The organism is Catellatospora sp. NPDC049111 (assembly GCF_040648615.1).
GTDB classification, from domain to species: Bacteria; Actinomycetota; Actinomycetes; order Mycobacteriales; family Micromonosporaceae; genus Catellatospora; species Catellatospora aurea.
The window spans coordinates 14,403-40,217 of sequence record NZ_JBEZEB010000029.1 but is presented as its reverse complement, the minus strand read 5'-3'; the positions used below and the strand labels follow the sequence as shown (position 1 = coordinate 40,217).

General features: G+C 71.7%; 22 protein-coding genes. 9 read left to right on the top strand and 13 right to left on the bottom strand.

The features are described from left to right. Positions 1-4: 4 nt before the first annotated feature. Positions 5-1,465: a cryptochrome/photolyase family protein gene (locus AB0B66_RS30110; RefSeq protein ID WP_360536271.1), complete on the bottom strand. Its 1,461-nt coding sequence runs from the start codon at positions 1,463-1,465 to the stop codon at positions 5-7. Between the two features lie 113 nt (positions 1,466-1,578). On the opposite strand from AB0B66_RS30110, the gene glsA reads away from it, so the two are divergent. The 3 genes from glsA (at position 1,579) to AB0B66_RS30095 (ending at position 6,267) form a co-directional block, all read left to right on the top strand. Next, complete coding sequence (gene glsA / locus AB0B66_RS30105; RefSeq protein WP_360536269.1) at positions 1,579-2,595, top strand: glutaminase A; 1,017 nt, start codon at positions 1,579-1,581, stop codon at positions 2,593-2,595. A gap of 264 nt (positions 2,596-2,859) precedes the next feature. Beyond that, entirely contained in the window at positions 2,860-5,490 is a 2,631-nt protein-coding gene (locus AB0B66_RS30100) for a glucosidase (protein ID WP_360536267.1), read from the top strand. An 18-nt stretch (positions 5,491-5,508) separates the two neighbouring features. Next, positions 5,509-6,267 (top strand): aminoglycoside phosphotransferase family protein, encoded by a 759-nt coding sequence (locus AB0B66_RS30095; protein WP_360536265.1) that lies wholly within the window; start codon positions 5,509-5,511, stop codon positions 6,265-6,267. 5 nt (positions 6,268-6,272) lie between these two features. Here AB0B66_RS30095 and AB0B66_RS30090 read toward each other — a convergent pair whose 3' ends face one another. Beyond that, positions 6,273-7,115, bottom strand: coding sequence for a potassium channel family protein (locus tag AB0B66_RS30090; protein ID WP_360536263.1), 843 nt, complete (start codon positions 7,113-7,115; stop codon positions 6,273-6,275). Positions 7,116-7,207: 92 nt separating this feature from the next. Further along, positions 7,208-8,254 carry a TerC/Alx family metal homeostasis membrane protein gene (locus tag AB0B66_RS30085; protein WP_360536261.1) on the bottom strand — a complete coding sequence of 349 codons (1,047 nt, stop codon included), beginning with the start codon at positions 8,252-8,254 and terminating at the stop codon, positions 7,208-7,210. A gap of 398 nt (positions 8,255-8,652) precedes the next feature. On the opposite strand from AB0B66_RS30085, the gene AB0B66_RS30080 reads away from it, so the two are divergent. Both AB0B66_RS30080 and AB0B66_RS30075 read left to right on the top strand, forming a co-directional pair. Further along, entirely contained in the window at positions 8,653-9,492 is an 840-nt protein-coding gene (locus AB0B66_RS30080) for a helix-turn-helix domain-containing protein (protein WP_360536259.1), read from the top strand. Positions 9,493-9,558: 66 nt separating this feature from the next. Continuing rightward, the gene (locus AB0B66_RS30075) at positions 9,559-10,140 is read left to right on the top strand and encodes a dihydrofolate reductase family protein (RefSeq protein ID WP_360536257.1); all 582 of its coding nucleotides are present in this window, start codon (positions 9,559-9,561) and stop codon (positions 10,138-10,140) included. A gap of 15 nt (positions 10,141-10,155) precedes the next feature. Here AB0B66_RS30075 and AB0B66_RS30070 read toward each other — a convergent pair whose 3' ends face one another. From AB0B66_RS30070 to AB0B66_RS30055, 4 genes are all read right to left on the bottom strand, one after another. Beyond that, positions 10,156-10,842: a methyltransferase domain-containing protein gene (locus AB0B66_RS30070; protein ID WP_360536255.1), complete on the bottom strand. Its 687-nt coding sequence runs from the start codon at positions 10,840-10,842 to the stop codon at positions 10,156-10,158. Positions 10,843-10,935: 93 nt separating this feature from the next. Continuing rightward, positions 10,936-11,169: a hypothetical protein gene (locus AB0B66_RS30065; RefSeq protein WP_360536253.1), complete on the bottom strand. Its 234-nt coding sequence runs from the start codon at positions 11,167-11,169 to the stop codon at positions 10,936-10,938. A gap of 102 nt (positions 11,170-11,271) precedes the next feature. Beyond that, a complete protein-coding gene (locus tag AB0B66_RS30060) occupies positions 11,272-12,141 on the bottom strand; it encodes a septum formation family protein (RefSeq protein ID WP_360536251.1) in 870 nt (289 codons plus the stop codon). A 134-nt stretch (positions 12,142-12,275) separates the two neighbouring features. Beyond that, positions 12,276-13,286 carry a hypothetical protein gene (locus AB0B66_RS30055; RefSeq protein WP_360536249.1) on the bottom strand — a complete coding sequence of 337 codons (1,011 nt, stop codon included), beginning with the start codon at positions 13,284-13,286 and terminating at the stop codon, positions 12,276-12,278. A gap of 248 nt (positions 13,287-13,534) precedes the next feature. On the opposite strand from AB0B66_RS30055, the gene AB0B66_RS30050 reads away from it, so the two are divergent. Further along, positions 13,535-13,750: a hypothetical protein gene (locus tag AB0B66_RS30050; protein ID WP_360536247.1), complete on the top strand. Its 216-nt coding sequence runs from the start codon at positions 13,535-13,537 to the stop codon at positions 13,748-13,750. A gap of 151 nt (positions 13,751-13,901) precedes the next feature. On the opposite strand, the gene AB0B66_RS30045 is transcribed toward AB0B66_RS30050, so the two are convergent. Then, a complete protein-coding gene (locus AB0B66_RS30045; RefSeq protein WP_360536245.1) occupies positions 13,902-14,966 on the bottom strand; it encodes a membrane dipeptidase in 1,065 nt (354 codons plus the stop codon). Further along, the gene (locus tag AB0B66_RS30040) at positions 14,963-16,270 is read right to left on the bottom strand and encodes an amidohydrolase family protein (RefSeq protein ID WP_360536243.1); all 1,308 of its coding nucleotides are present in this window, start codon (positions 16,268-16,270) and stop codon (positions 14,963-14,965) included. Before AB0B66_RS30040 ends, AB0B66_RS30045 begins: the two co-directional genes overlap by 4 nt. An 80-nt stretch (positions 16,271-16,350) precedes the next feature. Between AB0B66_RS30040 and AB0B66_RS30035 the strand changes: the two genes are divergently transcribed. Together AB0B66_RS30035 and AB0B66_RS30030 are read left to right on the top strand one after the other, a co-directional pair. Beyond that, entirely contained in the window at positions 16,351-17,115 is a 765-nt protein-coding gene (locus AB0B66_RS30035) for a helix-turn-helix domain-containing protein (RefSeq protein WP_360536241.1), read from the top strand. Next, on the top strand, positions 17,112-18,053 hold the full coding sequence (locus AB0B66_RS30030) for an NAD(P)-binding domain-containing protein (RefSeq protein WP_360536239.1): 942 nt from the start codon (positions 17,112-17,114) through the stop codon (positions 18,051-18,053). The genes AB0B66_RS30035 and AB0B66_RS30030 overlap by 4 nt, the downstream gene beginning before the upstream one ends. On the opposite strand, the gene fdhA is transcribed toward AB0B66_RS30030, so the two are convergent. Beyond that, positions 18,054-19,256 carry a formaldehyde dehydrogenase, glutathione-independent gene (gene fdhA, locus AB0B66_RS30025; RefSeq protein ID WP_360536237.1) on the bottom strand — a complete coding sequence of 401 codons (1,203 nt, stop codon included), beginning with the start codon at positions 19,254-19,256 and terminating at the stop codon, positions 18,054-18,056. 145 nt (positions 19,257-19,401) lie between these two features. On the opposite strand from fdhA, the gene AB0B66_RS30020 reads away from it, so the two are divergent. Next, positions 19,402-22,191, top strand: a complete 2,790-nt coding sequence (locus AB0B66_RS30020) for a poly(A) polymerase (RefSeq protein WP_360536235.1) — start codon at positions 19,402-19,404, stop codon at positions 22,189-22,191. A 10-nt stretch (positions 22,192-22,201) separates the two neighbouring features. On the opposite strand, the gene AB0B66_RS30015 is transcribed toward AB0B66_RS30020, so the two are convergent. The 3 genes from AB0B66_RS30015 to AB0B66_RS30005 form a co-directional block, all read right to left on the bottom strand. Further along, a complete protein-coding gene (locus AB0B66_RS30015; protein ID WP_360536233.1) occupies positions 22,202-23,038 on the bottom strand; it encodes a universal stress protein in 837 nt (278 codons plus the stop codon). Positions 23,039-23,164: 126 nt separating this feature from the next. Further along, positions 23,165-24,274: a DUF3103 family protein gene (locus AB0B66_RS30010; protein ID WP_360536231.1), complete on the bottom strand. Its 1,110-nt coding sequence runs from the start codon at positions 24,272-24,274 to the stop codon at positions 23,165-23,167. Positions 24,275-24,522: 248 nt separating this feature from the next. Continuing rightward, the gene (locus tag AB0B66_RS30005; protein WP_360536230.1) at positions 24,523-25,710 is read right to left on the bottom strand and encodes an RtcB family protein; all 1,188 of its coding nucleotides are present in this window, start codon (positions 25,708-25,710) and stop codon (positions 24,523-24,525) included. Positions 25,711-25,815 lie beyond the last annotated feature (105 nt).

Below are 25,815 nucleotides of genomic sequence, written 5' to 3'. Positions count from 1 at the left end.
CTGATCAGGGCGCGTGCGAGCCGCGGCGGCGCTCCTGATCGACGACGGCGTCCAGGTCGGCCAGCCGGTCGAGCTGGCGCAGCGGCTGGGCCAGCCGGACGTTGCGGTGCAGGCGCTGCCGGTTGCGGTCCAGGAACGCCCAGTATCCGGCCGTGTAGGGGCAGGCGTCGTCGCCCAGCCGCCGGCGCGGGTCGTACGGGCAGCCGCCGCAGTAGTCGCACATCCGGTTGAGGTAGGCGCCGCCGGCTGCGTACGGCTTGGTGGTGATGGCGCCCGCGTCGGCGTACTGGCTCATGCCGACGACGTTGGCGGTCATCACCCACTCGTAGCCGTCGACGAAGTTGCGATGGAACCAGTCGGCCAGCTGAGCGGGCTGCCAGCCGCGCTGCAGGGCGTAGTTGCCCAGCACCATCAGCCGCGGGATGTGGTGCACCCAGCCGCGGTCGCGCACCCCGGCGAGCACGTCCGACAGGCAGCGCGCCTGCACGGCGTCGGCGTCGAGGTCGGCGAACCAGCGGGGCAGGGTGCGGCGGGCGGCGAGCTTGTTGGCGGCGCGGTACCGCTCGCCGAGCCGCCAGTACAGGTGCCAGATGTAGTCGCGCCAGCCGATGAGCTGCCGGACGAAACCTTCCGCGCTGGCCAGCGGGACCCGCCCGGCCCGGTAGGCGGCCTCGGCGCGGTGCGCCGCATCGAGTGGGTCGAGCAGGCCCAGGTTGAGCGGCGCGGACAGCGCGCTGTGCGCCAGCCACGGGTCGCCGGCGAGCATGGCGTCCTCGTACGGCCCGAATGCCGCCAGCCGGTGCTCGACGAAGTGGCGCAGCCGGGCGGCGGCCTCGGCGTGGGTGACCGGGAACAGCCGCGGGCCGTCGCGGCCGGTGAACTCGATGCCCTCGTCCTGCCAGCGGTCCAGGTCGGCGCGGACCTGCGCGTCGATGTCGTCCTCCACCGGCAGCGGCGGAGGCGGCACGTCGAGGCGGCCGTCGGCCGGGGGCGGCTCCCGGTTGTCGGCGTCGAGGTTCCACCGGCCGCCGGTAGGTTCGTCGCCGTCCATGAGCACGTCGTGCAGGACCCGGGCGTGGCGGTAGAAGTCCTCCAGCCGCAGGCGGTGCCGGCCCTCGGCCCAGGCCGTGAACTGTGCGGGGCTGGTGACGAAGCCGCGCGGCCCGTGCACGGTGACCCCGGCCGCGCGCAGCAGCCGACGGGCGGCACGCGACGTGGGATGGCAGGCGTCCAGCGGTTCGCGGACCTGGGCCAGCGCCTCGCGGTAGGTCTCCGTGCGCAGGTGCCGCGCCTGGTCGCCGAGCTCGGCGGCGCGATGGCGCAGCGCGGACAGGACCAGGTGCGCCTTCTGGCGATGGAAGGCACGGCGGCGGAACACCGCCTTGGACTCGACGAGCAGCACCGGCTGGTCGGGGGCGTCGAGGAAATGGGGCCCCAGCTGATCGGCGAACAGCCAGCGACGCATGCTGCCATTGTCCGGCAGCCTCCCTGCTCCGGCTTTTCGAATCACGCTGAAGGCACCTTTCGTCGACTTTAGGCTTAACCGCCACCATGTGAAACAGGGTTGAGGGGCATGCGGTGATCGTGGGACTGGAGGAGATCGGCCAGCGCGCCTCGACGGGCGTGCTGCCCGGCGGGGACCAGGTCGACGTGCTGGTCGGCGACGCCTACCGGTTCGCGCTGCGCGGCACCGGAGGCGAGGTCGCCGACTACATCCCGGCCCTGGCGCACGCCGACCCGGAGCTGTTCGGGGTCGCCGTCGCCGAGGTCGGCGGCGGCCTGCACGCCGTCGGCGACACCGGCGTCCCGTTCTCCATCCAGTCGATCTCGAAAGCGTTCGTGTATGCGCTGGTCTGCCAGAGTCTCGGCCACGAGCAGATCATGGCCCGCATCGGCGTCAACAACACCGGCCTGGCGTTCAACTCGGTCATCGCGATCGAACTCAACGACGGCCACCCGATGAACCCGATGGTCAACGCGGGTGCCATCGCCACCACCGCACTGATGCCCGGCAACACGGCAGAGCAGCAGTGGGAAGCGATCCAGACCGGCCTGTCGGCGTTCGCCGGCCGGACCCTGGCCCTCGACGACGACGTCTACCGCTCCGAGGCGGCCACCAACCAGCGCAACCGCGCCATCGCCCGGCTGCTGGAAAGCTACCAGCGCATCGACGTCGACCCCCTCGCCGCCGTCGACGTCTACACCAGGCAATGCTCGCTGCTGGTCACCGCCAAGGACCTCGCCGTCATGGCCGCGACCCTCGCCGACGGCGGCGTCAACCCCGTCACCGGCCGCCGCGTCGTCTCCGCCACCGTGTGCCGCGACACCCTCGCCGTGCTCGCCACCAACGGCCTCTACGAGCGCTCCGGCGAGTGGCTGTTCGACATCGGCCTGCCTGGAAAGTCCGGCGTCGCCGGCGGCATCATGGCCGTCTCACCCGGCAAGGCCGGCATCGGCACGTTCGCCCCGCGCCTGGACCCGGCCGGCAACAGCGTGCGCGGGCAGCTCGCCGCCGCACACCTGTCCAGGGCGCTCGGACTCAACATCTTCGCCTCCGACGCAGCCGTACCGGAAGCAGACCGCGAAGCCGGCTGAGCCCGCCCGTGAGCCGGAACTGAAACGGTCGTGCACGCCGGTAATTCCGGAGGCTGACCACTGGTGCGCACCGTGTGCTGGTGGCCCATACTCCGGGCCGAGCTCAACGCGATGAAGGTGGGCTGCTGATCTACGCCCACTCAGTGCCATCGCGATCTTGCCGGCCGGCCGGCTGCCACCCTCACGTGACCCCGCTCGGCTCAGCCGATTGCGCAAAAGAGCGAAATCGGTCTGCCCACCCCCGTGGATCGCGATGATGGGCAGATGGTACATGAATATGACGTAACTTCTGAAAAGGACCGGTTGGCCCAGGCCGACTCCGGTGAGCTGCCCTGGCGGGCCTGGGGGCCGTACCTGTCCGAACGCGCCTGGGGCACGGTGCGCGAGGACTACAGCGCGACCGGCGAAGCGTGGACGTACTTCCCGCACGAGCACGCCCGGTCGCGGACCTACCGCTGGAACGAAGACGGCATGGCCGGCATCTGCGACGACGGCCAGCACTTCTGCTTCGCGCTCGCGCTCTGGAACGGCCAGGACCCGATCCTCAAGGAACGCATGTTCGGCCTCACCGGCCCCGAGGGCAACCACGGCGAGGACGTCAAGGAGTACTGGTGGTACGAGGACTCCACGCCCACCCACTCCCGCATGAGCTGGCGCTACCACTACCCGCAGACGGCGTTTCCGTATGCTGAGCTCGTCGAGGTCAACGCGCGACGCGGCCGGCACGAGCCGGAGTTCGAGCTGCTCGACACCGGCGCCTTCGCCGACGACCGGTACTGGTCGGTCACCGCCGACTACGCCAAGGCGTCCCCGACCGACATGTGCATCCTGGTGACCGTCGCCAACCGGGGGCCCGACGCCGCGACCATCCACGTCCTGCCCACACTGTGGTTCCGCAACACCTGGGCCTGGGGCCGCCCCGGCCACGACGACGTCCCCACGATCACCGGCCGCGGCGGGCGCCTCACCGCCGAGCACGCCCGACTCGGCACCGTCGAGCTGGTCGGCGACGGTGCGCCGACGGCGCTGTTCTGCGACAACGAGACCAACACGCAGCGCCTGTGGAACGTGCCGGGTCGCTCGGCGTACCCGAAGGACGGCATCAACGACCACGTCGTGCACGGCGCGGCCACGGTCAACCCGGCGATGACCGGCACGAAGGCTGCGCTGCACTACGTGCTCGACGTCCCGGCGGGCCAGTCCCGGCAGATCAGGCTGCGGCTGGCGCAGCCCGCCGAAGCGTCCACGGACCTCGGCACCGGCTTCACCAAGGTCATGGACGACCGGCAGGCCGAGGCCGACGCCTTCTTCGCCGACCTGGTCCCGTCCGGCACGACCGAGGAAGAGGCCCGGGTCGTACGCGGTGCGATCGCCGGTCTGATGTGGGGCAAGCAGTTCTACCGCTACGACGTCGGGCAGTGGCTCAGCGGCGACCGCACCACCCCCGCCCCGCCGGACGAGCGGCTGACCGGACGCAACCGCTCGTGGTGGCAGCTGGCCGCCGCCGACGTGATCTCGATGCCCGATCCGTGGGAGTACCCGTGGTTCGCGGCCTGGGACCTCGCCTTCCACTGCGTCGCGATCGCCCGCGTCGACCCGGCGTTCGCCAAGCAGCAGCTGCTCCTGCTCACGCGCGAGTGGTACATGCATCCCGACGGCCGGATCCCGGCGTACGAGTGGGCGTTCGGCGACGTCAATCCGCCGGTGCACGGGTGGGCGGCGCTGCGCGTGTTCGACCTCGACGGCGGCGCGGACTTCGACTTCCTCGAACGCGTCTTCCACAAGCTGATGCTGAACTTCACCTGGTGGGTCAACCGCAAGGACGCCGACGGCAGCAACGTCTTCGAGGGCGGGTTCCTCGGCCTGGACAACATCGGCCCCTTCGACCGGTCCGCGCCGCTGCCCGTCGACGGCCGCCTCGAACAGTCCGACGGCACCGGCTGGATGGCGATGTACGCGGCCAACCTGTTGGAGATCGCCGCCCGCCTCGCCGCCCGCCACCCCGTGTACCAGGACGTGGCGACCAAGTTCTTCGAGCACTTCGCCTACATCAGCGCGTCGGCGCAGTCGCTGTGGAGCGACAAGGACCGCTTCCACTGCGACACGATCCGGGTCGGCGGCGGCGAGCCGATCCCGCTGCGGGTGTACTCGATCGTCGGACTGGTCCCGCTCCTGGCGACCGTGACCTGGCGCGAGGGGACCTTCGGCCACCAGCGGGAACTAGTCGAACGGTTCAACTGGTTCCTGCGGCACAAGCCGGAGTACGCCGCGGTCGTCGGCGAGAACCGGATCAGCCGCACCGGTGACCGGCACCGGCTGCTGTCGATGGTGACCATGGACCAGCTCGCGCCGATCATGTCGCGGATGCTGGACGAGGCCGAGTTCCTCAGCCCGTACGGCCTGCGCAGCATCTCCCGCGTGCACGCCGCGGAACCGTTCGTCGTCGACCTCGACGGGCGGCGCTTCAGCGTCGGCTACGAGCCGGCCGAGTCCACGACCGGCGCGTTCGGGGGCAACTCCAACTGGCGTGGCCCGGTCTGGATGCCGGTGAACTACCTGCTGATCGGGGCGCTGCACCAGTTCGGCGACTTCCTGGAGGACTCGGCCACCTTCGAGTACCCGACCGGTTCGGGGGTGCGCCGCGACCTCAACGAGATCGCCGCCGACCTGTCGGAGCGGATCATCGGCATCTTCCTGCGCGGCGCGGACGGCCGGCGGCCGCTGTACGGCGGCACCGAACTGCTGCAGACCCACCCGGACTGGCGCGACCGCCTCATCTACCCGGAGTACTTCCACGGCGACAACGGCGCCGGGCTCGGCGCATCCCACCAGACCGGCTGGACTGCCCTGGTCGCCGACCTGATCCTCGGCCGCGCGGACCGGCGGCAGCGCTAGGGGCTCTAGAGTCGAGCCGTGGCGCAGGAGCGGATCAGGCTCGTCGGCGACCGGGTCCACCGTCCTGCCGGGTGGTGGACACCGACGGTGCATGCGCTGCTGGAGCATCTGCACAGTGTCGGGTTCACCTGTGTGCCGCGGCCGTACGGGGTGGTCGACGGCGAGGAGGTTCTCGGCTTCATCCCCGGCGAATCCGGGGCGGCCGGTTGGGCGCGGGCGGTGCCCGAGGCCGGACTGCGGGCGCTCGCCCGGCTGCTGCGCGACTTCCACCAGGCGGCCGCGAGCTTCGTCCCACCGGACGGGGCCCGCTGGGCGTTGTCCGACGGGCCGGCCCGGCCGGGTCAGGTCATCTGCCATGGCGACTTCGGCCCGTGGAACGTGATCTGGGACGGTCCGCGGCCGGTCGGGCTGGTGGACTTCGACCTCGCCCAGCCCGGTGCCGCGCTGGACGACGTGGCGTATGCGCTGGAGTACCTCGCGCCGTTTCGCGACGATGCCCAGGCGATGCGCCGGCAGGGTTTCACCGCGCCACCCGACCGCGCGCGCCGCATCGAGGTCTTCGCGGAGGAGTACGGCCTGCCCGGCAGCGCCGGGCTCGTCGAAGCGGTGATCCACCGGCAGCAACTGACCGGCCACCACGTGCGGGTGCTCGCCGGCAAGGGGCTGGAGCCGCAGCGCACTTGGGCGGCCGAAGGGTTCTGCGACGAGCTCGCGTCCCGCGTGCAGTGGTCCAGGGACAACCTCGTCCTGTTCAGCCAGGCGACGCCGACGAGCTGAGAGGATCAGTCGGGCTCGGCGCCCGGTGGGGCCTCCGGTTTCGTGGTGAGGTGACGGGTGAGCACGGCGAGTTGCTCCCGCAGCCCGGTCAGCTCCTTCACCTCGGCGCGTAGGTGAGCCAGTTCGGCCAGCACCGCGTCGTTCGCGGTGGTGTCGCCGTTGTTCGCCTGCTGAGGTTGCAGCCCGAAGAAGCTGGCCAGCGAACCGGCGAGCAGGCCGAGCAGCGCCACACCCATGAGCATGATGGCCGTTCCGTCGATCCGGCCCGCGGTGGTGATGGGCACGATGTCGCCGTACCCGACCGTGGTCAGGGTGACGATCGCCCACCAGAGCGCGTCGCCGTACGTGGCGAACTCCGGGTTCGTCGGCCGCTCGGCGTAGTAGGCCATGGCCGCGCCCACGAACAGGACCGCTCCGGCGACGAGCGCGACCCTGCCCAGCCGGGCGAACAGCCGCCGGACGCCTTTCGTGGCGATCAGGAGCCGGCCGAGCCTGGCCAGGCGGAGGACCACCACGAAGCCGGCGCCATGCGCCCCGGACACCAGGAACCACGGCGCGGTCAGCAGCACGATCGCTAGGTCGAACTTGCCCAGGTGGGTGCCGAGGTAGTCGACCAGCAGCCGCTGGTGGACGAAGAAGTCGACGACGAACACGATCCACGAGGCGACACCGACCACGATCGCGACCCAGTTGCCCTGCTCGGGAACGATGATCAGCGGCAGCACCGCGGACAGGATGATCGGAATCCGGGCGCGGCGGTCGTACTCCGCCAGCTTGTCCGCGGCTGCCGCATTCCGTGGCCGGCCGCGTGCCGGCACCGCTGCGACACCGCCGTCTGTCGTGTTCACACCATGAATCCTGCCGCGCGGCGCTCGCCGCACCGGGGAACTGCCCGCCTGCGCCGCTGCGTGTTGTGACCGCGGCGCAAGCGGGCGCGGGATCACCCTCGCAGGGCCGGGGCCTGGGTGGACGAGCCGACGTCGTCCTGAGCGGCCGCGGCGAGGGCACGTGCGTCGCGGCGGTTCGCCGCCAGGCTGGCGAGGGTGACGGTGAGCAGCACGCCGATGATGACGGCCAGCGACAGCAGCGTCGGCACCTCGGGCAGCGCCGGCCAGACCCCGTGCGCCCAGTGCAGCACCAGCTTGACGCCGATGAACGCGAGGATCAGCGCCAGGCCGTGGTTGAGGTAGCGCAGGCTGCTCAGCGCGTTGTGCAGCACGAAGTACAGGGCACGCAGGCCCAGCAGGGCGAATGCGTTGGTCGCGAAGACGAGGTACGGGTCCTCGGTGACGCCGTACACGGCGGGCACCGAGTCGACGGCGAACACCACGTCGGTCATGAACACCGCGGCGACGACCAGCGCCATCGGCGTCAGGGCGCGCACGCCGTCGCGGCGCACCGTCAGACGCGAGCCGTGGTACTCGTCGGTGACCGGCATGAACCGGCGCAGCAGCCGTACGCTGCGCATCTTGTCGATGTCGATGGCGTGCTGGCCGCCGCGCAGCGCGTCCCGCAGCACCTTCGCCGCGGTGATCAGCAGTACGCCGCCGAACAGCAGGAACGCCCAGGTGCCGGTCTGCAGCACGGCCGCGCCGGCGGCGATGAAGATCGCCCGCAGGACGAGCGCGCCGACGATGCCGTACAGCAGCACCCGCTGCGCGAGCTGCCCCGGAACCGCGAACGCGGCCAGCAGCAGCATGAACACGAACAGGTTGTCGACCGACAGGGACTTCTCGACCACGTATCCGGTGAAGAACTCCACGGCCGGTGTGCCGCCGAAGCGCCACCATACGAAGAAGCCGAACGCGACCGGCAGCGCGAGGTAGAACACGGTCCAGCCGACCGCCTCGCGCATCTTCACCGCATGCGGTCTACGAGTGATCACGAAGTCGACGGCGAGCAGGCCCAGCAGGACCAGGACGGTAGCCGCCCACAGCCATGGCGTGCCGATGGTGGCCAGGGGAGCGGCAGAGGTGTCGACGGGCATGACGAGACTCCAGACGTGTGCGTCTGAGGTCTCCCTCACCCGCGCAAGACGCGGGCGACCGTCCGGGGCCGGGCGGCCGGCCGTAATGACCGGAGCGGTCTGTCGAGGTACTCCCCTCGAGAGGTCACGATACCGCCTCGACCTGTGAATTCGCTGAGGGTGACAGGTGAGGCGGATGTGGTTGCCGGGGCCGGGCGAACCGGTGATCGTGGAGGAAGGCAGGCGTTGCGAGGGAGGCGCCGACGATGATCGAATTTGTGCTCACCTTGTTGCTGCTGGCGTGCGCGATCGTCGCCGGGCTGGCGCTGATGGGTCCGGCCGGGCGCGGCGACGGCAGGTTACGGCACCGCTGACCCCGCGGGCGCGCGATCCCGTCGGGCGTCGGCGATGCTGTGGGCATGGAGTACGTGTCCAGAGTGCCGCGACCGCCGCTGGACGGGCTGATCGACGACCTCTACTACCTGGCGGGCGCGCCGCCGTACGCCCGGCTGATGCTGCCGCCGATGCCCGGGGCGCTGCTCATCGTCAACCTCGGGGCGCCGTTTCGCATCCGCGCCGGCACCGACACCGAGACGGCCGAGTACGCCGACGGCTGCGTGATCACCACGCCCACCCGCGCGTTCGAGTTCGGCTACCCGCCCCGGACCCGGTCGGTCGGCGTGCACGTCAAGCCGTGGGGGTTGGCGCCGTTCCTGGCGATGCCCGCGACCGAACTGTGCGACCGGCCGGTGACGATGGAACAGGTCTGGGGCCGATCCGCCGTCGCCGAGTTGCGAGACCGGCTGGCCCACGCGGACGGACCGCACGAGATGCTGACGCTGCTCGAACAGGAACTGATGCGACGGCTGGGCGAGACCACCGGCCTGGGGTTGGTCCGCCATACGAGCAGCGTCATCGCGGCGGCCGGCGGAACGGTGGCGATCGGCGACCTGAGCGTGGCTGCCGGCGTCAGCAGTACGCACCTGGCACAGCGGTTCAAGGAACTCATCGGCGTCACGCCGAAGCGGCTGGCCCGCGCCTACCGCTTCACCGCCGCGGTGCTGCCGATCGACCCCGCCGGACCGATCGACTGGAGTGCCGTCGCCGGTGGCGCGGGCTACTTCGACCAGGCCCACTTCGGCCACGAGTTCCGGGAGTTCACCGGGCTCACGCCGACCCGGTACGTCGAAGTCCGGCGGCGGTTCCTGAGCGAACATCCCGGCCACGCGCTGGACGGCTGGCCGCTGCCCGCCGATTGATTTCTTACAAGAGCGCCGGCTCGCGACGCGGTAATTTCGGGGCAACCCAGTGCAGAGGAGAGCCCCGTGGGCAAGGTCGTCATGTACAGCTCGGTGTCGGTGGACGGCTTCATCGCCGACGACCACGACCAGCCAGGGCCGCTGTTCGACTGGCTGTCCAGCGGTGACGTCCCGTTGGACGACAGCGGCTTGCTGAAGGTCTCGCAGACGTCCTACGACTACACCCGGCCGTACTGGGACCAGATCGGGGTGACCATCGCCGGCCGGCACGTCTTCGACCTGACGGACGGCTGGGACGGCAAGCCGCCGAGCGGGATCGACCACGTGGTCGTCGTGACGCACCGGCCCGCGCCCGAGGGCTGGGATCCCGAGGCGCCGTTCCACTTCGTCGACGGCGTCGAGGCGGCGATGGCCAAGGCGCAGGAGCTCGCGGGTGACCGGACAGTCGAGGTCGCCGCCGGCGACGTCGGTGGCCAGATGCTCGCCGCGGGCCTGGTCGACGAGGTGCGCATGGACGTCGTGCCCGTCGTGTTCGGGTCCGGCAAGCGCTTCTTCGGGTCGGTCCACGTGCAGCATCTGCTGGAGGATCCGGACGTGGTGATCCAGGGCAACCGGGTGCTCCACCTGCGCTGTCGGGTGCGCCGCTGACCGTCGGCACCGGCCTCAGCGGCCGCGCGGAGCCGGTTTGACGGCGACGAAGCCGAACAGGTCGGGGACGGGTCCGCCGCCGGTCTCGGTGACGCGTTCCAGGCGCAGACCGGCCGCCATGGCTGCGTTGAGCAGGTCGGCCAGTGGAATGTGCCAGCCGCCGACGCGAGCCCGTACGCCATGCGGGTTCCAGGTCTGGAACGTGTGCTCGCGCTCGGCGTAGCGTTCGTCGACGACGACGCGCGGCTTGCCGCTCCAGTCGGCGAACGCGCCGATGAAGCACGGGTGCACGCCCAGATGCACGAACCGGCCGCCGGGCCGCAGCACCCGCCCGATGTCGCGGACCACCGCGGTGTAGTCGGGCACGTCGGTGCTGGACAGCACACATACCGCGGCCGGCAGCGAACCGTCGGCGAACGGCAGTGCCGCAGCATCGGCGACCGCGACGGGCAGCCGGCGCATCGCGTGGCGCAGCTGCCCGGCGGACAGGTCGACACCGATCGGAGTCCAGCCGAGGTCGGCCACGGCCGGGGCGTGCGCGCCGGTGCCGCAGCACACGTCCAGGCAGCAGCCGTCACCGGGGCCGAGCAGGTCGGCGATCGTGGCGTGCACCCGGCGCAGGTAATCGCCCGCGGCGGGTGACATGAAGCCGTTGTACCAGTCGGCATGCGCGTCGTACGCGGCTGTCGTCTCCGTCCCCATGTGATCGACCCTAGGCAGGGGACCGCTCGGAGACGGTCCCCGTTCGCTCAGAGCATGTCCGATCCAGACGCGGTCGGCTCTGGGCCTGTCCTGTCAGGGTTCGGCGTGGTGACGCTGCTGTAGGTACCGACGACGTATGCGGTGGAACACCCGATGCCCGACGGGGACGCCGATCGCGCAGCTCACGCCCACGATCAGGGTGTCCTCGGGCAGCACGCTGAACAGGTACTCCACCAACAGCCATACCGCGAGTGTCGAGAAGATGATCGTGAAGACGTGGGCTCCCACAGCCCACCAGCCTTCGTCCTCGTCGAATCCGTAACTCACGCGCAGGATCTTAGCGAGTGTGGTCGTACGGCTGGGGGCGCGCCGCGAGCGACCGCACCGGTGAGACGTGTCGACAGGTCCACGTCTCACCGGTGGACGGTCTCAGTTCGGGATGCCCTTGCCCTTGCTGCCCCGGACCGACTTCGTGATCTTCTTGGTCCACGAGACGGCGCAGCGCACGATGTGGTCGCCGTCATCCCAGTCCGACTTGCTGCGGGCCGAAGCGATGCCGCCGAAGTACTCGGCCTGGCCGGCGCTCACGCCCAGGAACTTGCCCTTGAGCACCTGGCACTGGCTGTGGATCGCGTTCCACTGCCGCTCCGACGTCGGGTACGGCGTGGTGGCCGAGGCGCGGAAGACGCCCACGTACTCGGCGTTGTGCGGCTTGTTGCAGGGCACGTCCTCCATCTGCGCGATGTCGTCACCCTGCTCGTGGACCACCACGCAGCCCGACAGCAGCGCGGCCGGAACGGCGCCCTTCAGACTGCCCGTGCGGGTGGTGAAGCTGTTGTCCCTGTCGTAGGTCCTGATCTCGCTGACCTCGCAGCGGAACCAGCGGGCGCCGCTCTCCCAGGTGTCGGTACGCGGCGTCGCGACCCGCAGCTCCAGCCGCGCGTCACCCCACGCGCGGCCCAGGTACGCCTTGGCCTTGGCGTCGCACTCGACCAGCGCCGCTGCCTTGTCCGTCGGACCGGGGTACTTGTCGGTCTTGAACTTACCGACATGCACGACCTCGCCGTGGTGCAGCTGGGCGCAGTCCACGATCGGCGCGGAGCGCATCGCCACCGCGACGGGCGCGCCACCCATGCACTCGCCGACCTTCGGCTCCCAGCCGGTGAGCGCCGCCATCGGCTTCCAGTCGTCGACAAGATCGCCGTCGGCCTCGCTCGGCAGCCCGGGCGAGCAGCCCGTCAGCGCAAGGTTCGTCAGCAGCGCAGCCAGCAACACGCCGGCCTTGAGGCGTCCCCGCATCGCCATTCCTCCCAGGTCGTAACCTGCGAGATGCTATGCGATCTTGAATTGCGGCAGATCAGCCGAACGGCCACGTTCCGGTGCCCGACACACTGCCGGCTCCAGGCGCTGCTCGGGTGATGCCTTGCCGCGCCTCAGCCGGCGGTGGCGGCGATGAATGCCATCGGGGCACCGAACGCCGCCGCGGTCAGGACGGCCAGTCCGATCATCGGGTAGCGCGCAGACGTCGTGACAGGTTGGTCGTCCACCACCGGGGGCACCGCGACCAGGAGGCGGCGCAGCCGGTTCGCGGCACGCAGTTGCGCCGGCCGGCGGTTGAGGTAGGCACCCCAGGTCGATGCCGCGCCGGTGGGGATGTGGATCACCTTCGCGCCCCGGACGCTCAACTCGAGGACACCGTCGTGGCCCAGGTGCACGGCCTCCACGAGGTGGCGTGGCACGCGGTGCACCCGGAACGTCTGGAACACGGCCAGGCTCGACGGCGTGACGACGATCTTGTGTGCCATGCCGAGCAGGTACATCGCGGCCATGCAGGCACCCGTCACGCCCGCGGCGAGGCCGAGGAGTTCGTCCCACGTGGCCAACCAGACGATCACCACCAGGACGGCGGCCAGCACGCCGAACACGGCGCGGGTGAACACGTCGACGCGACGTACGACGCCCCGGCGACGTCGCGGCACCAGGTCGGGATCGGGTTCAGGGTCCAGGGTGACCTCGTCCCACCGGCGTCTGCGTGCCGTGCTGAGCCAGCCGGTCACGGCCGCCAGCGCGAGTGCTCCGGCGAAGACGGACAACGGCATCGGCCACATCGTGCTGACATCGGTCGCGAAGCCGTCGGCCGTGACGACCCGGGAACGGTCGCGGGGGTCCTGGTAGACGGTGATCGTCGTGCCGATCTCCAGCTTGTCGTCCCACCTGCCATAGAGCCGGGCCCGATCGGCGTGGCCGTCGACGCGATAGGTGACGTCCGAGGAGTCGGCCCAGCGCGAGTCATGCGTGGCGACGACCTTCGCCGGCAAGCCCAGCCCCTGGTCGACCACCCGCTGGCGCTGCTGCGCGCCGAGGGCGAACACGGCGTATGCGGCGGCGCCGAGCAGCGCCGCTGCTGCCAGACCCCACAGCATGCGTTTGAAAGTCCAGGTCACGGTGCTCCACACGGACGGGCGAAGTCGGTCACTCTAGCCGCTCGCGTGAGCGGGTTGTCGGCCGGCTGGTCGCCGCGGCCTCGGCGTTCCGGTCGAACCGAACGAAACGGTCGATCAACGCGCGGTAAGTCGTGCAGGCTGCGGGAATCCCACGTAGCGGTCGCGCCGACGATTCATACGATCGGAAGCAGAGTGTTAGGGTTCGCAACCCTCAACTCATTCACCGGTCATTTCTGAGGCAACCACCTGTGCACAAAGAACCGCGATTCGCGCGCTGGCTCCGCAAGGCCTCCCTTCCGCCGTTCATGATCGGCTCAGTCGGACTGGTCTTCATCCCCGGCGCTGGTCGCCCATGGTTCATCGGCCTCATCGCCGCCGGAATGGCCGGCAACCTGATCGCCATCGTCGTGATGATGAAGCACGCCGGCTCGTCTGCAGGCAAGAGCCCGCAGGCGAGGACGTGACTTTGACCTTGGTGGTGAACGCGCGGGTGGTGGACTTCCTGCGGCGCACTCACGCCGAGCTGGACGTCGACGAGTACGGCGGCTGACGACCGCCGGGTCGGGGGTGCAGGCGGGGACCGCCCGCAGGCGGCCCCCGTTCGCGCGGAGCGGGTCAGGCCCAGACGCGGTCGGCGTAGTCGAGGAAGTTGCGGCCCATGATCTTCTCGATCCGGGTGGAGCTGAAACCGCGCTGCTCCAGCAGCCGGATCAGCTTGTGGAACTGGTCCACGCCGCGCAGGTCCTCGACGAACGGGAACGTGTCGGCGCGCTCGCCGGCCGCGCCGACACCCGCGGCCTGCCGGTGGGCGACGTGCTCGGCGAGCTGGGCCCGGTAGCCGTCGAGGTCGTCGATCGAGGTGACGGTGCCGTCGGTGCCGATGCCGACGAAGTCCTCGCCGCACACGTTGACGGCGTGGGCGATGTGGTCGACGACGTCTTCGGCGCGGGCGTGGCCGGTGGCGTTGACGAACGGCATGAAGTAGATGCCGACGAAGCCGCCGCGTTCGGCGACCAGGCGCAGCTCCTCGTCGGTCTTGTTACGGGGCAGGTCGACCAGCGCGCGGCAGCCGGTGTGGTTGATCGACACGGGCAGTTTCGCGACCCGGGTGGCTTCCAGGCAGGTGTTCTCGCCGCTGTGCGACAGGTCGACCATGATGCGGCTGTCGCACAGCGCTTCGACGACCTCGTGCCCGAACGGCGTGAGGCCGCGGTTCTCGGGGGCCATGGAGCCGTCGCCGATGTGGTTGGCCTGGTTGTAGGTGAGCTGGATGACGCGTACGCCCAGGTGGTGGAACTGGGCCACGCGGGTGGGGTCGTCGCCGACGGCGACGGCGTTCTGGAAGCCGTAGATGATGCCGATCCTGCCGTCGCGGTGGGCGGCGCGGATGTCGTCGGCGGTGAGCACCTTGACCAGGTCGGCGGGGTGGTCGGCGACGAAGCGGTCCCAGACGTCGATCTCGCGCAGGGTGTGGGCGTACGGCTCGGCGTCGCCCATGGTGTAGCCGAGCGTGATGTTGACGGCGGTCAGGCCGGAGGCGTGCGCGTCGGCGATGGTGCGCGCGTCGATGGTGAGGTCGTCGCTGTCCTGGACGAGTTTGTGCGCGGCGGACAGCGAGTGCGCGGCGTTGGGGTTGTCGAGGATGCCCAGCGCGTTGATGATCATGTAGTCGGTGGTCACTGCTCGTCCTTCCGGAAGTCGCCGCGGTCGAAGCGGCGGCCGCGCTTGACGGTGTACTCGATGCTGTCCAGGTTGGCCATGTCCGCGCGCGGGTCGCGGGCCAGCACGACGAAGTTGGCGAGTTTGCCGGCCTCGACGGTGCCCATGACGTCCTGGGCGCCCATGCTCATCGCGCCGACCAGGGTCGCGCAGCGGATGACCTGCTCGGCGGGGATGCCGCAGCGCTCGGCCAGGAAGAGCATCTCGGCGTGCAGCGACGGGAACGGGTGTGCCGGGTCGGTCTCGTAGTCGGTGCCGGCCGAGACGAGCACTCCGGCACGGTACGCGTCGCCGGTCAGTTTCGCCGACAGCACGTCGTTGGCCAGGGCGCGGGCCTTGCCCTCGGCGTCGTCGGCCTGCTCGGCCATCCACGTCCACATGCTGCCGGTCGCGTCGAGCACCGTGCCCCGTTGGCGCATCAGCGCGTAGAGGGCGTCCAGGCGCGGGTCACCTTCGCTGACCAGGCGTTCGACGTCGATCGGGGCCTTGGTCTTGTACGAGGTGAGCGGCTCGTCGGCGGTCTCCTGGGCGAGCAGGGTGACGTGCGAGACGGCGTCCACGCCGGAGGCGACGACCTGGGCGGGGGTGGCCGGGAACACCGCGGCGTGCGCCCATACGCCGATGCCCTGGCGCTTGGCCTCGGCGGTGATCGCGGCGACGGTCGTGCCGGGCAGCTCGGCGTAGACCTTGATGGCGGTGGCGTGGGTGCCGCGGGCCATGGCGACCGCGAGCGGCAGGTCGGTGTCGTCGTCGATCGCCTGCATCCAGGGCACGTGGCCGGGGGTGCCGCCCTGGGAGACCTGCCAGGTGCGCGGGTCGTCGAAGAAGCTCGGCCCGGCCATCAGGGACGCGTAGTGGATGTCGGGGCCGGGGATCTCACCGATGCGGGTGGCGCGGGTCAGGTCGGCGATCTGGCGCAGGTCGTCGGCCATGTCGCGGATCGCGGTGACGCCGCCGTAGACCTGTCGGCGCAGCGCCGCCTCGGCGACGGGCCGGTTCGGCGGGGTCGCCAGGTGCTGGTGGGAGTCGATGAGGCCGGGGATGACGTACGCGCCGCCGACGTCTACCGCGGCCACGCCGTCGGGAATCGTGGCGCCGCCGTCCGGGATGACCTCGATGATCACGTCGCCGTCGACGACGATCGTGGTCCCGGGCCGGGCGGGGCCGCCGGTGCCGTCGATGAGCGTCGCGTTGCGGTACGCGGTGACCGTGCCGGCCTCGGGCGGGGCGTACGGGGTCGGCGCGGGCTCGTCCACGTGGGCCATCGGTGCTCCTTGTTACAGCAGATGTAACGTCTGTATCGTTACTTGAAACGTCAGTGGCACTGTACCCCAGGAGGCGACCCGTGCCGAGATCCGCCAGCTCGGCGGTCGACAAGGCGCTCGACCTCATCGAGGCCGTCGCCCGCGCCGACCGCCCGCTCCGGCTCGGCGAGCTGGCCCAGGCCGTCGGCCTGCACCGGGCCACCGCCTACCGGGTGCTGCTCGACCTGGTCGCCCGCGGCTGGGTCCAGCGCGCCGGCGAGCACTACCTGCCCGGCGCGGTGGCCCTGCAGGTGTCCCGGGCCGCGGCGAGCCGGTCGCTGGCGGCGCTGTGCCGACCCGTGCTCGAAGACCTTGCCGAGCGCACCGCGATGATGGTCAACCTGCAGGTCCTCGAAGCCGACCGGTCCCGCGTCATCGACGTGGTGCGCCCGCCCCGGCTGGAGATGATCAGCGACCTGCGCGACGAGGCCCTGCCCGTGCACCGCTTCGCCGGGCCGCTGGCCCTGGTCGCGCAGCTCGACGAGCGGGCCCGCGCGCCCTACCTCGCCGTCGCGCAGGCCGCCGGGCACCCCCTCGACGGGCTGCTCGCCGACCTCGCCCGGGTCCGCGACACTGGCCTCGCCCTCGAACACGGCCGCAACGACAAGGTCATCGGCTCGATGAGCCGCGCCGTCGTCGCACCCGGCGGCACGCCGCTGTGCGCGGTCACCCTCGTCGGACCCGACGCCGAATTCGCCGAGCCGCGCCTGTCCGCACTCGCCCAGGCCCTCGCCGACGCCACCAACACACTTGCCGCCACCCTCACCGTGCCCGCGGCCACCGATCCGGGAAGGACCCGACCGTGAACGACGTGCTCGTGCTCGACAAGGAGCAGACCAGGGCCGGGCTCGATCCGCTGCGGGTGCTCGACGCCGTCGCGGTCGCGCTCGTCGCCCTGAGCCGCGGCGAGGTCTGCGCGCCTCCGCGCATCGCCGCGCAGGCCCCCGGCGGGCTGCTCGGCGCGATGCCCGCCTACGTTCCCGGCATCGGCCTGGCCGCCAAACTGGTCTCCGTCTTCGCCACTCCCGGCCAGGTCGGACGCAGCTCGCACCGCGGCCTGGTCGCCCTGTTCGACGAGCACGACGGCCGGGTCCGGGCGCTTCTCGACGCCGAACCGCTCACTGCCGTACGCACCGCCGCGTCCGCGACCCAGAGCATGCGGGCCCTGCGGCCGTCGCCGTCCCGGGTCGCGGTCATCGGGACCGGCGTGCAGGCCGCCGCGCAGCTCGCCATGCTCGCGGCCGTCGACGCCACCATCCCCGTCGTCGTCGGCGGCCGGGACACCGCCCGCGCGGCGGAGCTGGCGGCGCGGCACCCCAAAGCCGAGGCGGCGGGCATCGAAGACGCGGTACGCGACGCCGACGTCGTGTTCTGCTGCACCGGCGCGACCGCACCGCTGTTCCCTCGGGCCTGGCTGCGCGAAGACGCACACGTCAGCTCCGTCGGCGGCTCGCACGGGCCCGAACTCGACCCGGTCGTGCTCGCCGACGGCGCCCTGTTCGCCGAGTGGCCGGGGGCGGTCACCGCGCCGCCGCCCGCCGGGGCGTACGAGCTGCAGGGCATCGACCCGGCCCGGGTCACGCTGCTCGGCGCGGTGCTCGACGGAGCCCACCCCGGCCGTGGTGGCCGGGGCGGGCTGACGGTGTTCAAGTCGACCGGCCACGGCGCCCTCGACGTGGCCGCCGCCGCGGTCGTGCACGACTGGGCCCGCGCTCACGGCGTCGGCACGGCCGTGGCCATGTAGTCAGACGCCCGCGCCGACCAGCTCGCGGTTCGGGTCGAGCACGTACTTGCTCGCCGCACCGTGGTCGAAGTCGGTGTAGCCCTTCGGGGCGTCGTCGAGCGGCAGCACCGTGGCGTGCACGTTCTTGGCGATGTGCGTGCGGTCGTGCAGGATCGCCATCATCAGCTGCCGGTTGTACTGCTTGACCGGGCACTGGCCGGTGGTGAAGCTGTGCGACTTCGCCCAGCCCAGCCCGATCCGCACCCGTAGGCTGCCTACCTTCGCCTCCTCGTCCTTGCCGCCGGGGTCACCGGTCACGTACAGCCCCGGCACACCCAGGCGGGCCGCCGGCCGGGCGATCGACATGATGTCGTTGAGCACCGTGGCGGGCTCCTCACCCGCGTCCGCGCCGTGCCCGCGCGCTTCGAAGCCGACCGCGTCGACGGCGGCGTCGACCTCCGGCTCCCCGGTGATCTGCTCGATCATGTCGGCCAGTGGCGCGTCTGAGGTCAGGTCGACGGTCTCGCAACCGAAGCTGCGGGCCTGGGCGAGCCGCTGCTCGTTGAGGTCGCCGACGATGACGACCGCCGCACCCAGCAGCAGCGCCGACGTGGCCGCCGCGAGCCCGACGGGCCCGGCTCCGGCGATGTAGACCGTGGAGCCGGTGGTCACGCCCGCGGTGTAGCAGCCGTGGTAGCCGGTCGGGAAGATGTCGCTCAGCATGGCCAGGTCAAGGATCTTGTCCATGGCCCGGTCCTTGTCGGGGAACTTGAGCAGGTTCCAGTCGGCGTAGGGCACCAGCACGTACTGTGCCTGGCCGCCGAGCCAGCCGCCCATGTCCACGTAGCCGTACGCCGCGCCCGCCCGCGCCGGGTTGACGTTGAGGCATACGCCCGTGTGGCCCTCCATGCACATGCGGCACCGGCCGCATGCGATGTTGAACGGGACCGAGCACAGGTCGCCGACCTTGATGAACTCGACGTCCGGCCCGACTTCGACCACCTCACCGGTGATCTCGTGGCCTAGCGTCTGCCCCTCCGGGGCGGTGGTGCGGCCGCGGACCATGTGCTGGTCGCTGCCGCAGATGTTGGTGGCGACGACCTTGAGGATCACGCCATGGTTGATCTTGCGGTGTTGTTCCGCCAGTTCCAGCTTCGGGTAGTCGAGGTCTTCGACGCTGACGTGCCCAGGGCCCTGATAGACGACGGTCTTGTTGCCCGACATCGTGGTCACCCCCAGTCAGGTATCCGCACTTCACCTCTATTTTCCCAGCTCGACGCCCCGGTAACGCGTCCGGGAGACGAAATCCGGTGGGCCGCGGCGGGCCGGGCCGCGATACTGGGGTCGATCATCGGGACAGGCGGGGGACATGCGTACCAGCGAGCAGATCTACCACCGAGTGCGCTGGGACCCGCGGTTCGACCCGGAGCGTTTCGTGTTCGGCGTACGCCAGCGCGACGCCGCGCCCAAACGCGTGCCGCTGCCCGCGTTCAAACCCGGCGGCGACACCCCCTGGCACCGGGTGCTGTTCATCGAGGCCGACGGCGAACTCGTCTGGGACCGCGCCACCGGCGTGGACCGCGTCGACACCTCCGGCGCCGGCCTGGTCCACCACCAGGGGCTGCTGCCCGCGCCGTTCTTCACCCCGAGCACCCCGCACTCCTGGCAACCCGGCCACGGCTGGTGTGCCACGCCGGCCGCCGAGCCGGCCGCACCCGGCCGCCTGCGGCTGCTCACCTGGAACACGCTGTGGGACCGCTACGACGCCGACCGCATCGACACCGCCCGCCGCCGGCCCCTGCTGCTGGCCGCGCTCCAGGCCGCCGACGCCGACGTCATCGCGCTGCAGGAGGTCGAGCCTGAACTGCTCGCGCTGCTGCGCGACGCGCCGTGGGTCTGCGCCGCCTACACCCTCAACGCCGCCCCGGACACTGCCGGCCCCGGCGGCCTCGTCCTGCTGAGCCGCCTGCCGGTACGCGAGGCCGGCAGCCACCGGCTCGCCCCGCACAAGGCCGCCGTCGCGATCGTGGTCGACACCGCCGCCGGGCCGCTCGCGATCGCGGCGACCCACCTGAGCAGCGACCACTCCACCGACGGCGCGGGGCGGCGGCAGGACGAACTGACCCGGCTCGCCGAAGGCCTCGCCGACATCGCCGCCGACCTGGTCCTGCTCGGCGACTTCAACGACGACGGCACCGCGCCCACCGCGATGCTCGGCATGGACGACGCGTGGACCCAGGCGCACGGCCCCGCCGACAGCACCCCGACCTTCGACCCGGTCGTCAACCCGCTCGCGGCGGTGTCGTCGCTGTCCGGTGTGCCGCGCCGCCTGGACCGGGTCCTGCTGCGCGGCCGCGCCGCCGTCACCGCCGCGGCGCTGGTCGGCGACCGGCCGGAGCCCGACGGGCTGTTCCCGTCGGACCACTACGGCGTCGCGGTGGACCTGACCTTCGCCGGTGCGGGGGACCGCGACGTGCTCGACGTCGCGCCGACCGCCCGGACCGCGCTGGCATGGCTGCCTCCCGAGCGGCTGTGGCCGGCGATCCAGGAGCTGCGACAGGCCCACGATCCGCAGATCCACCGCTGGCCGCCGCACGTGAACGTGCTGTTCGGGTTCGTGCCCGAGTCAGACTTCGAGCAGGCCGCGCCGCTGCTGGCCGCCGCGGCCGCCGAGATCGCGCCGTTCGCTGTACGGCTGGACGGGGTGCACACGTTCGGCCACCGCGACGACGCGACGATCTGGCTCGACCCCGCCGCCGACGGCGACGCGCCCTGGAACCGGCTGTGGCAGGCACTGCGGCAGCGTTTTCCGCGCTGCCGGGGCCGGGCCGAGGGCTTCACGCCGCACCTGACCCTGGGCCGCAGCCGCGACCCGCAGCGCGTCGCCGCCCTCTGCGCCGCCCGGCTCGGCGAGTCCCGGGCGCAGGTCGGCGAGCTGGTGCTGCTGTCCCGGCGCGGCGACGAGCCGATGGTCCCGCGAGCCGTGCTGACCCTCGGCACCGGCGAATTGCGCTGGCTGCCCGACCCGACCTCGGACGTCTCGCCCGCGTCGGCCGACCCGGCATCGGCGGTGGTCGAACGCCTGGCCACGGAGTTCGCGGAGGGCGCCGTGCACGTCACCGGGTCGCGGCGGATGGGCTGTGCGCTGCCGGAAGCCGATCTGGACCTGGTGGCGGCGTTGCCCGGCCAGGTCGACCCCGCCGCGGTGGTGGCACGGGTGGCCCGTGCCCTGCCCGCCGCGATGTCCCTACGGCAGGTGCCCGGTGCGCGGGTGCCCCGGCTGGGGCTGTCGGTCCGGGACCTCGACGTCGACGTCGTGGTCGTCGGCACGGGCGGGCTCGCGCCAAAGGAGGCGGTCGCCCGGCGCGCCGAGCTGGGCGAGGAGGCCGCCGTCGCGCTGAGCGCGGTCAGCGACGCCGACGCGGTACGCGAAGCGGTCGGCTCCCGCCACGGCGCGTTCGCGCGGCTCGCCCGGCAGGTCAAGGGCTGGGCGCGGGCGAAGGGCCTGGACTCGGCCCCGTTCGGCGGGCTGCCCGGCCTGGCCTGGTCGGTGCTCGCCGCGCGGACCGTGCTCAGCGCACCCGCCGACGCCACCGCCGCGACGCTGCTGCATCGTTTCTTCGAGGACTGGGCGGCCTGGGACTGGCGGCAGCCGGTGTCGCTGACCGGCGAGATCGACGGCGTACACCCCCAGGGTGTCGTGCTCACCCCGACCGCGCCCGTGCGCAGCTGCGCCGACCAGCTCGCACCCGGCGGGTGGGACCTGCTCGCCCAGGAGCTCTACCAGGCGTGGGAGGTCATGGAGGAGGCGTCGAAGACCGGCGGCGACCCGTGGCCGCTGCTGGCCGCGCCGCCGCCACTGCACCGCCGCCACGCGTCCTGGGCCGTGGTCGCCGTTCGCGGCGACACCGACGACACGCTCGGCCGGGTCCGTGGGCGGATGCGTGCGCTGCTCAGCGTGCTCGACGAGGCCGGAGCCCCGCAGGCGCACGCCTGGCCGCGGCCGTTCGTGACCGGACCGGTGACGCGTTACGCCGTCGGCCTCGGCCGGGCCGTGGCCGACCCGGCGCTGACCGCCGCCGTCGAGCGGTGGGCCGCCGACCTGCCCGGGGTGGACGTCACCGTGGCCGACAACGGCTCGGTGCCGACCCTGCGCTGATCCGGGCACGTCAACCGGACACGACCGCCACCGGACAGGCCGCGTGGTGCAGCAGCGCGTGCCCGGCCGAGCCCAGCACCAGGCTGGCGAAGCCGCCACGGCCGCGCCGACCGACGACCACCAGCTCGGCCCCGGCCGACTCCTCGATCAGCGCGCGGGCCGCCGCGTCCTTGCGCAGTACCTTGCGCACCGGCACGTCGGGGTAGCGCGACAGCCACGGCGCGAGCGCGTCGTTGAGCACCATCCACGCCTTGACCTCGCTCGCGTCCTGTTCGGGCAGCCCGGCGGTGGCCTCGGACAGCGAGCCGCGCCAGGCGTGCACGACGGTCACCCCGGTCCGGCGCAGCCGCGCCTCCTCGAACGCGACCCGTGCCGCGGCGGCCGAACGGGGCGAGCCGTCGGTGCCGAGCACGACCTGCCCGGGTTCGCCGTCGCCGCGCGGGCGCACCACGGTGACCGGGCAGGGGGCGTGCATCGCGGTCTGCAGGCTCGTCGAACCCAGGAGCAGGTCGTGGAAGCCGCCGTGCCCGCGGCTGCCCACCACCAGCATCGCGGCGCCGGTGGCCTCGCGGATCAGCCCGTGCGCGGCGTCGTCGCACACGATCGCGGCCGTGGCCGGCACCTGCCGGTCGGCGATGAGTTCCTTGGCCCGGTTCAGCAGGTCCTCGCCGAAGCAGGACACCTCGTCGGTGAGGTACCCGTACGCGCCGCGCGGACCGGGGGAGTCGACGACGTAGACGAGTTTGAGCGCAATGTGGCGCAGGCGGGCCTCGTCGGCCGCCCAGCGCAGTGCCAGGTCGGCTGAGGGGGAGCCGTCGACGCCGACGACGATCGGGGCGGCATTCATGGGTCACCTCCGGCGGTTTCGGAACCTGTGGCCGATCCGCAGCGGCTGCGCCATCTCCATCCTATTGCGTCCTCGCAGCTCATCGCCGGTGCGTGCGGCGCGGGCCGGACCCGCGCCGCACGGTGCTCAGAGCTCGGCAACCCAGTACGGGCTGACCTCGATCCACCCGTTGGCGGCCGCGCCGTTGAGCCGGCCGCTGCTCGCCGTGGACAGGGTGTACCAGGAGTCGACGTAGTCGGGGTCGTCGGTCCACCAGGAGGACGGGATGGCCGACAGGATCGCGTCCACCAGCGGGATGTACGCCCCGGCGTCGGCGATCGTCAGCAGCACCGCGGCGATCGCCTGGGCGAGCTGCTGGTAGTTGGTGTCGCCGTCGTCCTCCATCATGACCACGTCGGCGAGGTTGTACTTGTAGGCGGAGAAGTGGACCAGCAACTGGTTCGGGTAGTAGGTGGTGCCGTCGTTGTCCAGGTACGGCTGCTGCACGATGTCGACCTTGGGCGTGCCGTCGAGGCCGAACCCGCCGACGATGCTGTAGATCTCGGCCGCGCCCTTGATCCAGGGCTCCTGGTCGTTGGACAGCCGGACCGCGTTCAGCTTGGTGGCCCAGTAGCCGCCGCTCGCCCGCGCGGCGGGCGCGACCGCACCGGTGACACCGCGCTGGGCGAGCACCTGGCGCACCACGTCCAGGCCGGCGGGCAGCGCCTTGGCGACGTCGACCTCGACGACGACCACCGGGCGGGCGGGGACGCGCACGGGGTCGAGCAGCACGCGGCTGCCGTCGGGCTCGTAGGAGACGACCACGGCCGTCTCGTCGTCGCCGGGAGCGGCGGCGACCAGGGGGACCGCGCCCGCGGCGAGGGCGGCGGCCATGGAGTCGTCGGCCAGGCGGGCCCGGATGAGCGATCCGGTGGACTCGGGCAGACCCTTGGCTGCGCGTACGGCGTGGTCGGCGGTGCGCACCCGGCTCGGCAGCACGGTGCCGGTCCGCAGGGTGGACAGGTCGACGGGGCCGGCCTTCAGCGCGGAGACCAGAGCGCGGCGCGCGGCCGGGTCGCTCAGGGAGGCGGCGACCTGCTTCGCGAGGGTGTCCAGAGCCGTCGCGACCCCGGCCGGTGCGGCGGTCAGGGCAGCGGTCTGCTGGGGCACCTGTGCGGTGGCGGGCGCCGCGGTGAGCACGGCGGCCATCGCCAAGCAGGCGGGTAGGACGAGATGGCGCAGGCGCGATGAGCGCATGACGTCTCCTTCGCATCCGATCCGTCGCTCGTGGCGAAGGATCTCATGTCGTTCAATGGATGCGGTACATAGTGGAGTGTCGGGCATGCGATGGCAAGGTGCGCCGGCAGAGTTCGGCCGCTGTTCGCGCGCCCTTGGCCTGCGGGAACGTTGCGGAAATTGCGGAGATCAGCGGCGTGGCGTCGTCGGCCGGGCGTGTCGGCGACGACGCCCGCCGCGTCGTGAAACGCAGCGGACGCCGCCGCGGATCAGCCCTTGACGCAGACGACCTGCTTGAGCCGGGCCACCACGGTGACCAGATCGGACTGCTGGGCCATGACCTCGTCGATGTTCTTGTAGGCGGCCGGGATCTCGTCGACCACGCCGTTGTCCTTGCGGCACTCGACGCCCTTGGTCTGCTCGGCCAGGTCGCGGGTGTTGAAGCGGCGACGCGCCTCGTTGCGGCTCATCTTGCGCCCCGCGCCGTGCGACGCCGACTGCAGCGCCGCGGCCGAACCCAGGCCCTGCACGATGAACGACGAAGCGCCCATCGAACCGGGGATGATGCCGACGTCGCCCGCCCCGGCGCGGATCGCGCCCTTGCGGGTGACCAGCAGCTCCTGCCCGTCGTGGAACTCCTCAGCGACATAGTTGTGGTGGCAGGAGATCTCCGGCTCGAACGCGACCTTCTTGAACTGCTTGCGCACCACATCGCGCAGCAGCGCCATCATCACCGCCCGGTTGCGCCGGGCGTAGTCCTGCGCCCAGAACAGGTCCCGCCGGTAGGCCTCCATCGTCGGCTCGCCGGTGACGAACACCGCCAGGTCGGGGTCGGGCAGGTCGGCGTTGTGCGGCAGGTCCTTGGCCTTGGCGATGTGGTACTGCGCCAGCTCGTTGCCCACGCCGCGCGAGCCCGAGTGCAGCATCAGCCAGACCCGGTCCTCGCCGTCGAGGCACACCTCGATGAAGTGGTTGCCGCCGCCGAGGGTGCCCAGTTGCTGCATCGCCCGGCCCTTGCGCCGCAGCACGTGCGGGGCCGACAGGTCGTCGAAGTCGGTCCAGAACCGGTGCCAGCCGCGCAGGCCGGTGTTGAGGTGGTCCACGTCGACCGAGTGCTGGTGCAGGCCCATGCCGACCGGCACGGCCTTCTCGATCGCCGACCGCAGCTTGCCCAGGTCGTCGGGCAGGTCACGGCCGCGCAGCGACGTCAGCTGGGCGGTCATGCCGCAGCCGATGTCCACGCCGACGGCGGCCGGGGCCACCGCGCCGCGCATGGCGATGACCGAGCCGACCGTCGCGCCGATCCCGACGTGCACGTCGGGCATGACCGCGACCGCGTGCGTCCACGGCAGGGCCGCGACGTTGCGGAGCTGATCCATGGCGCGCTCGTCCACGGTCGCGGGATCGGCCCACAGCCGCAGCGGCGCAGCGGTGTCACTGATGGTCTGGAATGGCATGTTCGGTCTTCCCCCGTCGTCGGTGCCGACTGAGGAGTGTGCCGAGCGTCGTGCCGTCTGGCCACTCAATATCAGTGTCGCGCGCTTCTCCCGGTGCCGCCCACC

Excerpts from the sequence above, each read along its gene's own strand:
- AB0B66_RS30040 (WP_360536243.1), bottom strand. The coding sequence starts at position 16,270 with ATGGCCCACGTGGACGAGCCCGCGCCGACCCCGTACGCCCCGCCCGAG.
- AB0B66_RS30110 (WP_360536271.1), bottom strand. The coding sequence starts at position 1,465 with ATGCGTCGCTGGCTGTTCGCCGATCAGCTGGGGCCCCATTTCCTCGAC.
- AB0B66_RS30080 (WP_360536259.1), top strand. The coding sequence starts at position 8,653 with ATGGAGTACGTGTCCAGAGTGCCGCGACCGCCGCTGGACGGGCTGATC.
- AB0B66_RS30070 (WP_360536255.1), bottom strand. The coding sequence starts at position 10,842 with ATGGGGACGGAGACGACAGCCGCGTACGACGCGCATGCCGACTGGTAC.
- AB0B66_RS30085 (WP_360536261.1), bottom strand. The coding sequence starts at position 8,254 with ATGCCCGTCGACACCTCTGCCGCTCCCCTGGCCACCATCGGCACGCCA.
- fdhA (WP_360536237.1), bottom strand. The coding sequence starts at position 19,256 with ATGTCGGGCAACAAGACCGTCGTCTATCAGGGCCCTGGGCACGTCAGC.
- AB0B66_RS30100 (WP_360536267.1), top strand. The coding sequence starts at position 2,860 with ATGGTACATGAATATGACGTAACTTCTGAAAAGGACCGGTTGGCCCAG.
- AB0B66_RS30060 (WP_360536251.1), bottom strand. The coding sequence starts at position 12,141 with ATGCGGGGACGCCTCAAGGCCGGCGTGTTGCTGGCTGCGCTGCTGACG.
- AB0B66_RS30015 (WP_360536233.1), bottom strand. The coding sequence starts at position 23,038 with ATGAATGCCGCCCCGATCGTCGTCGGCGTCGACGGCTCCCCCTCAGCC.
- AB0B66_RS30010 (WP_360536231.1), bottom strand. The coding sequence starts at position 24,274 with ATGCGCTCATCGCGCCTGCGCCATCTCGTCCTACCCGCCTGCTTGGCG.
- AB0B66_RS30005 (WP_360536230.1), bottom strand. The coding sequence starts at position 25,710 with ATGCCATTCCAGACCATCAGTGACACCGCTGCGCCGCTGCGGCTGTGG.
- AB0B66_RS30020 (WP_360536235.1), top strand. The coding sequence starts at position 19,402 with ATGCGTACCAGCGAGCAGATCTACCACCGAGTGCGCTGGGACCCGCGG.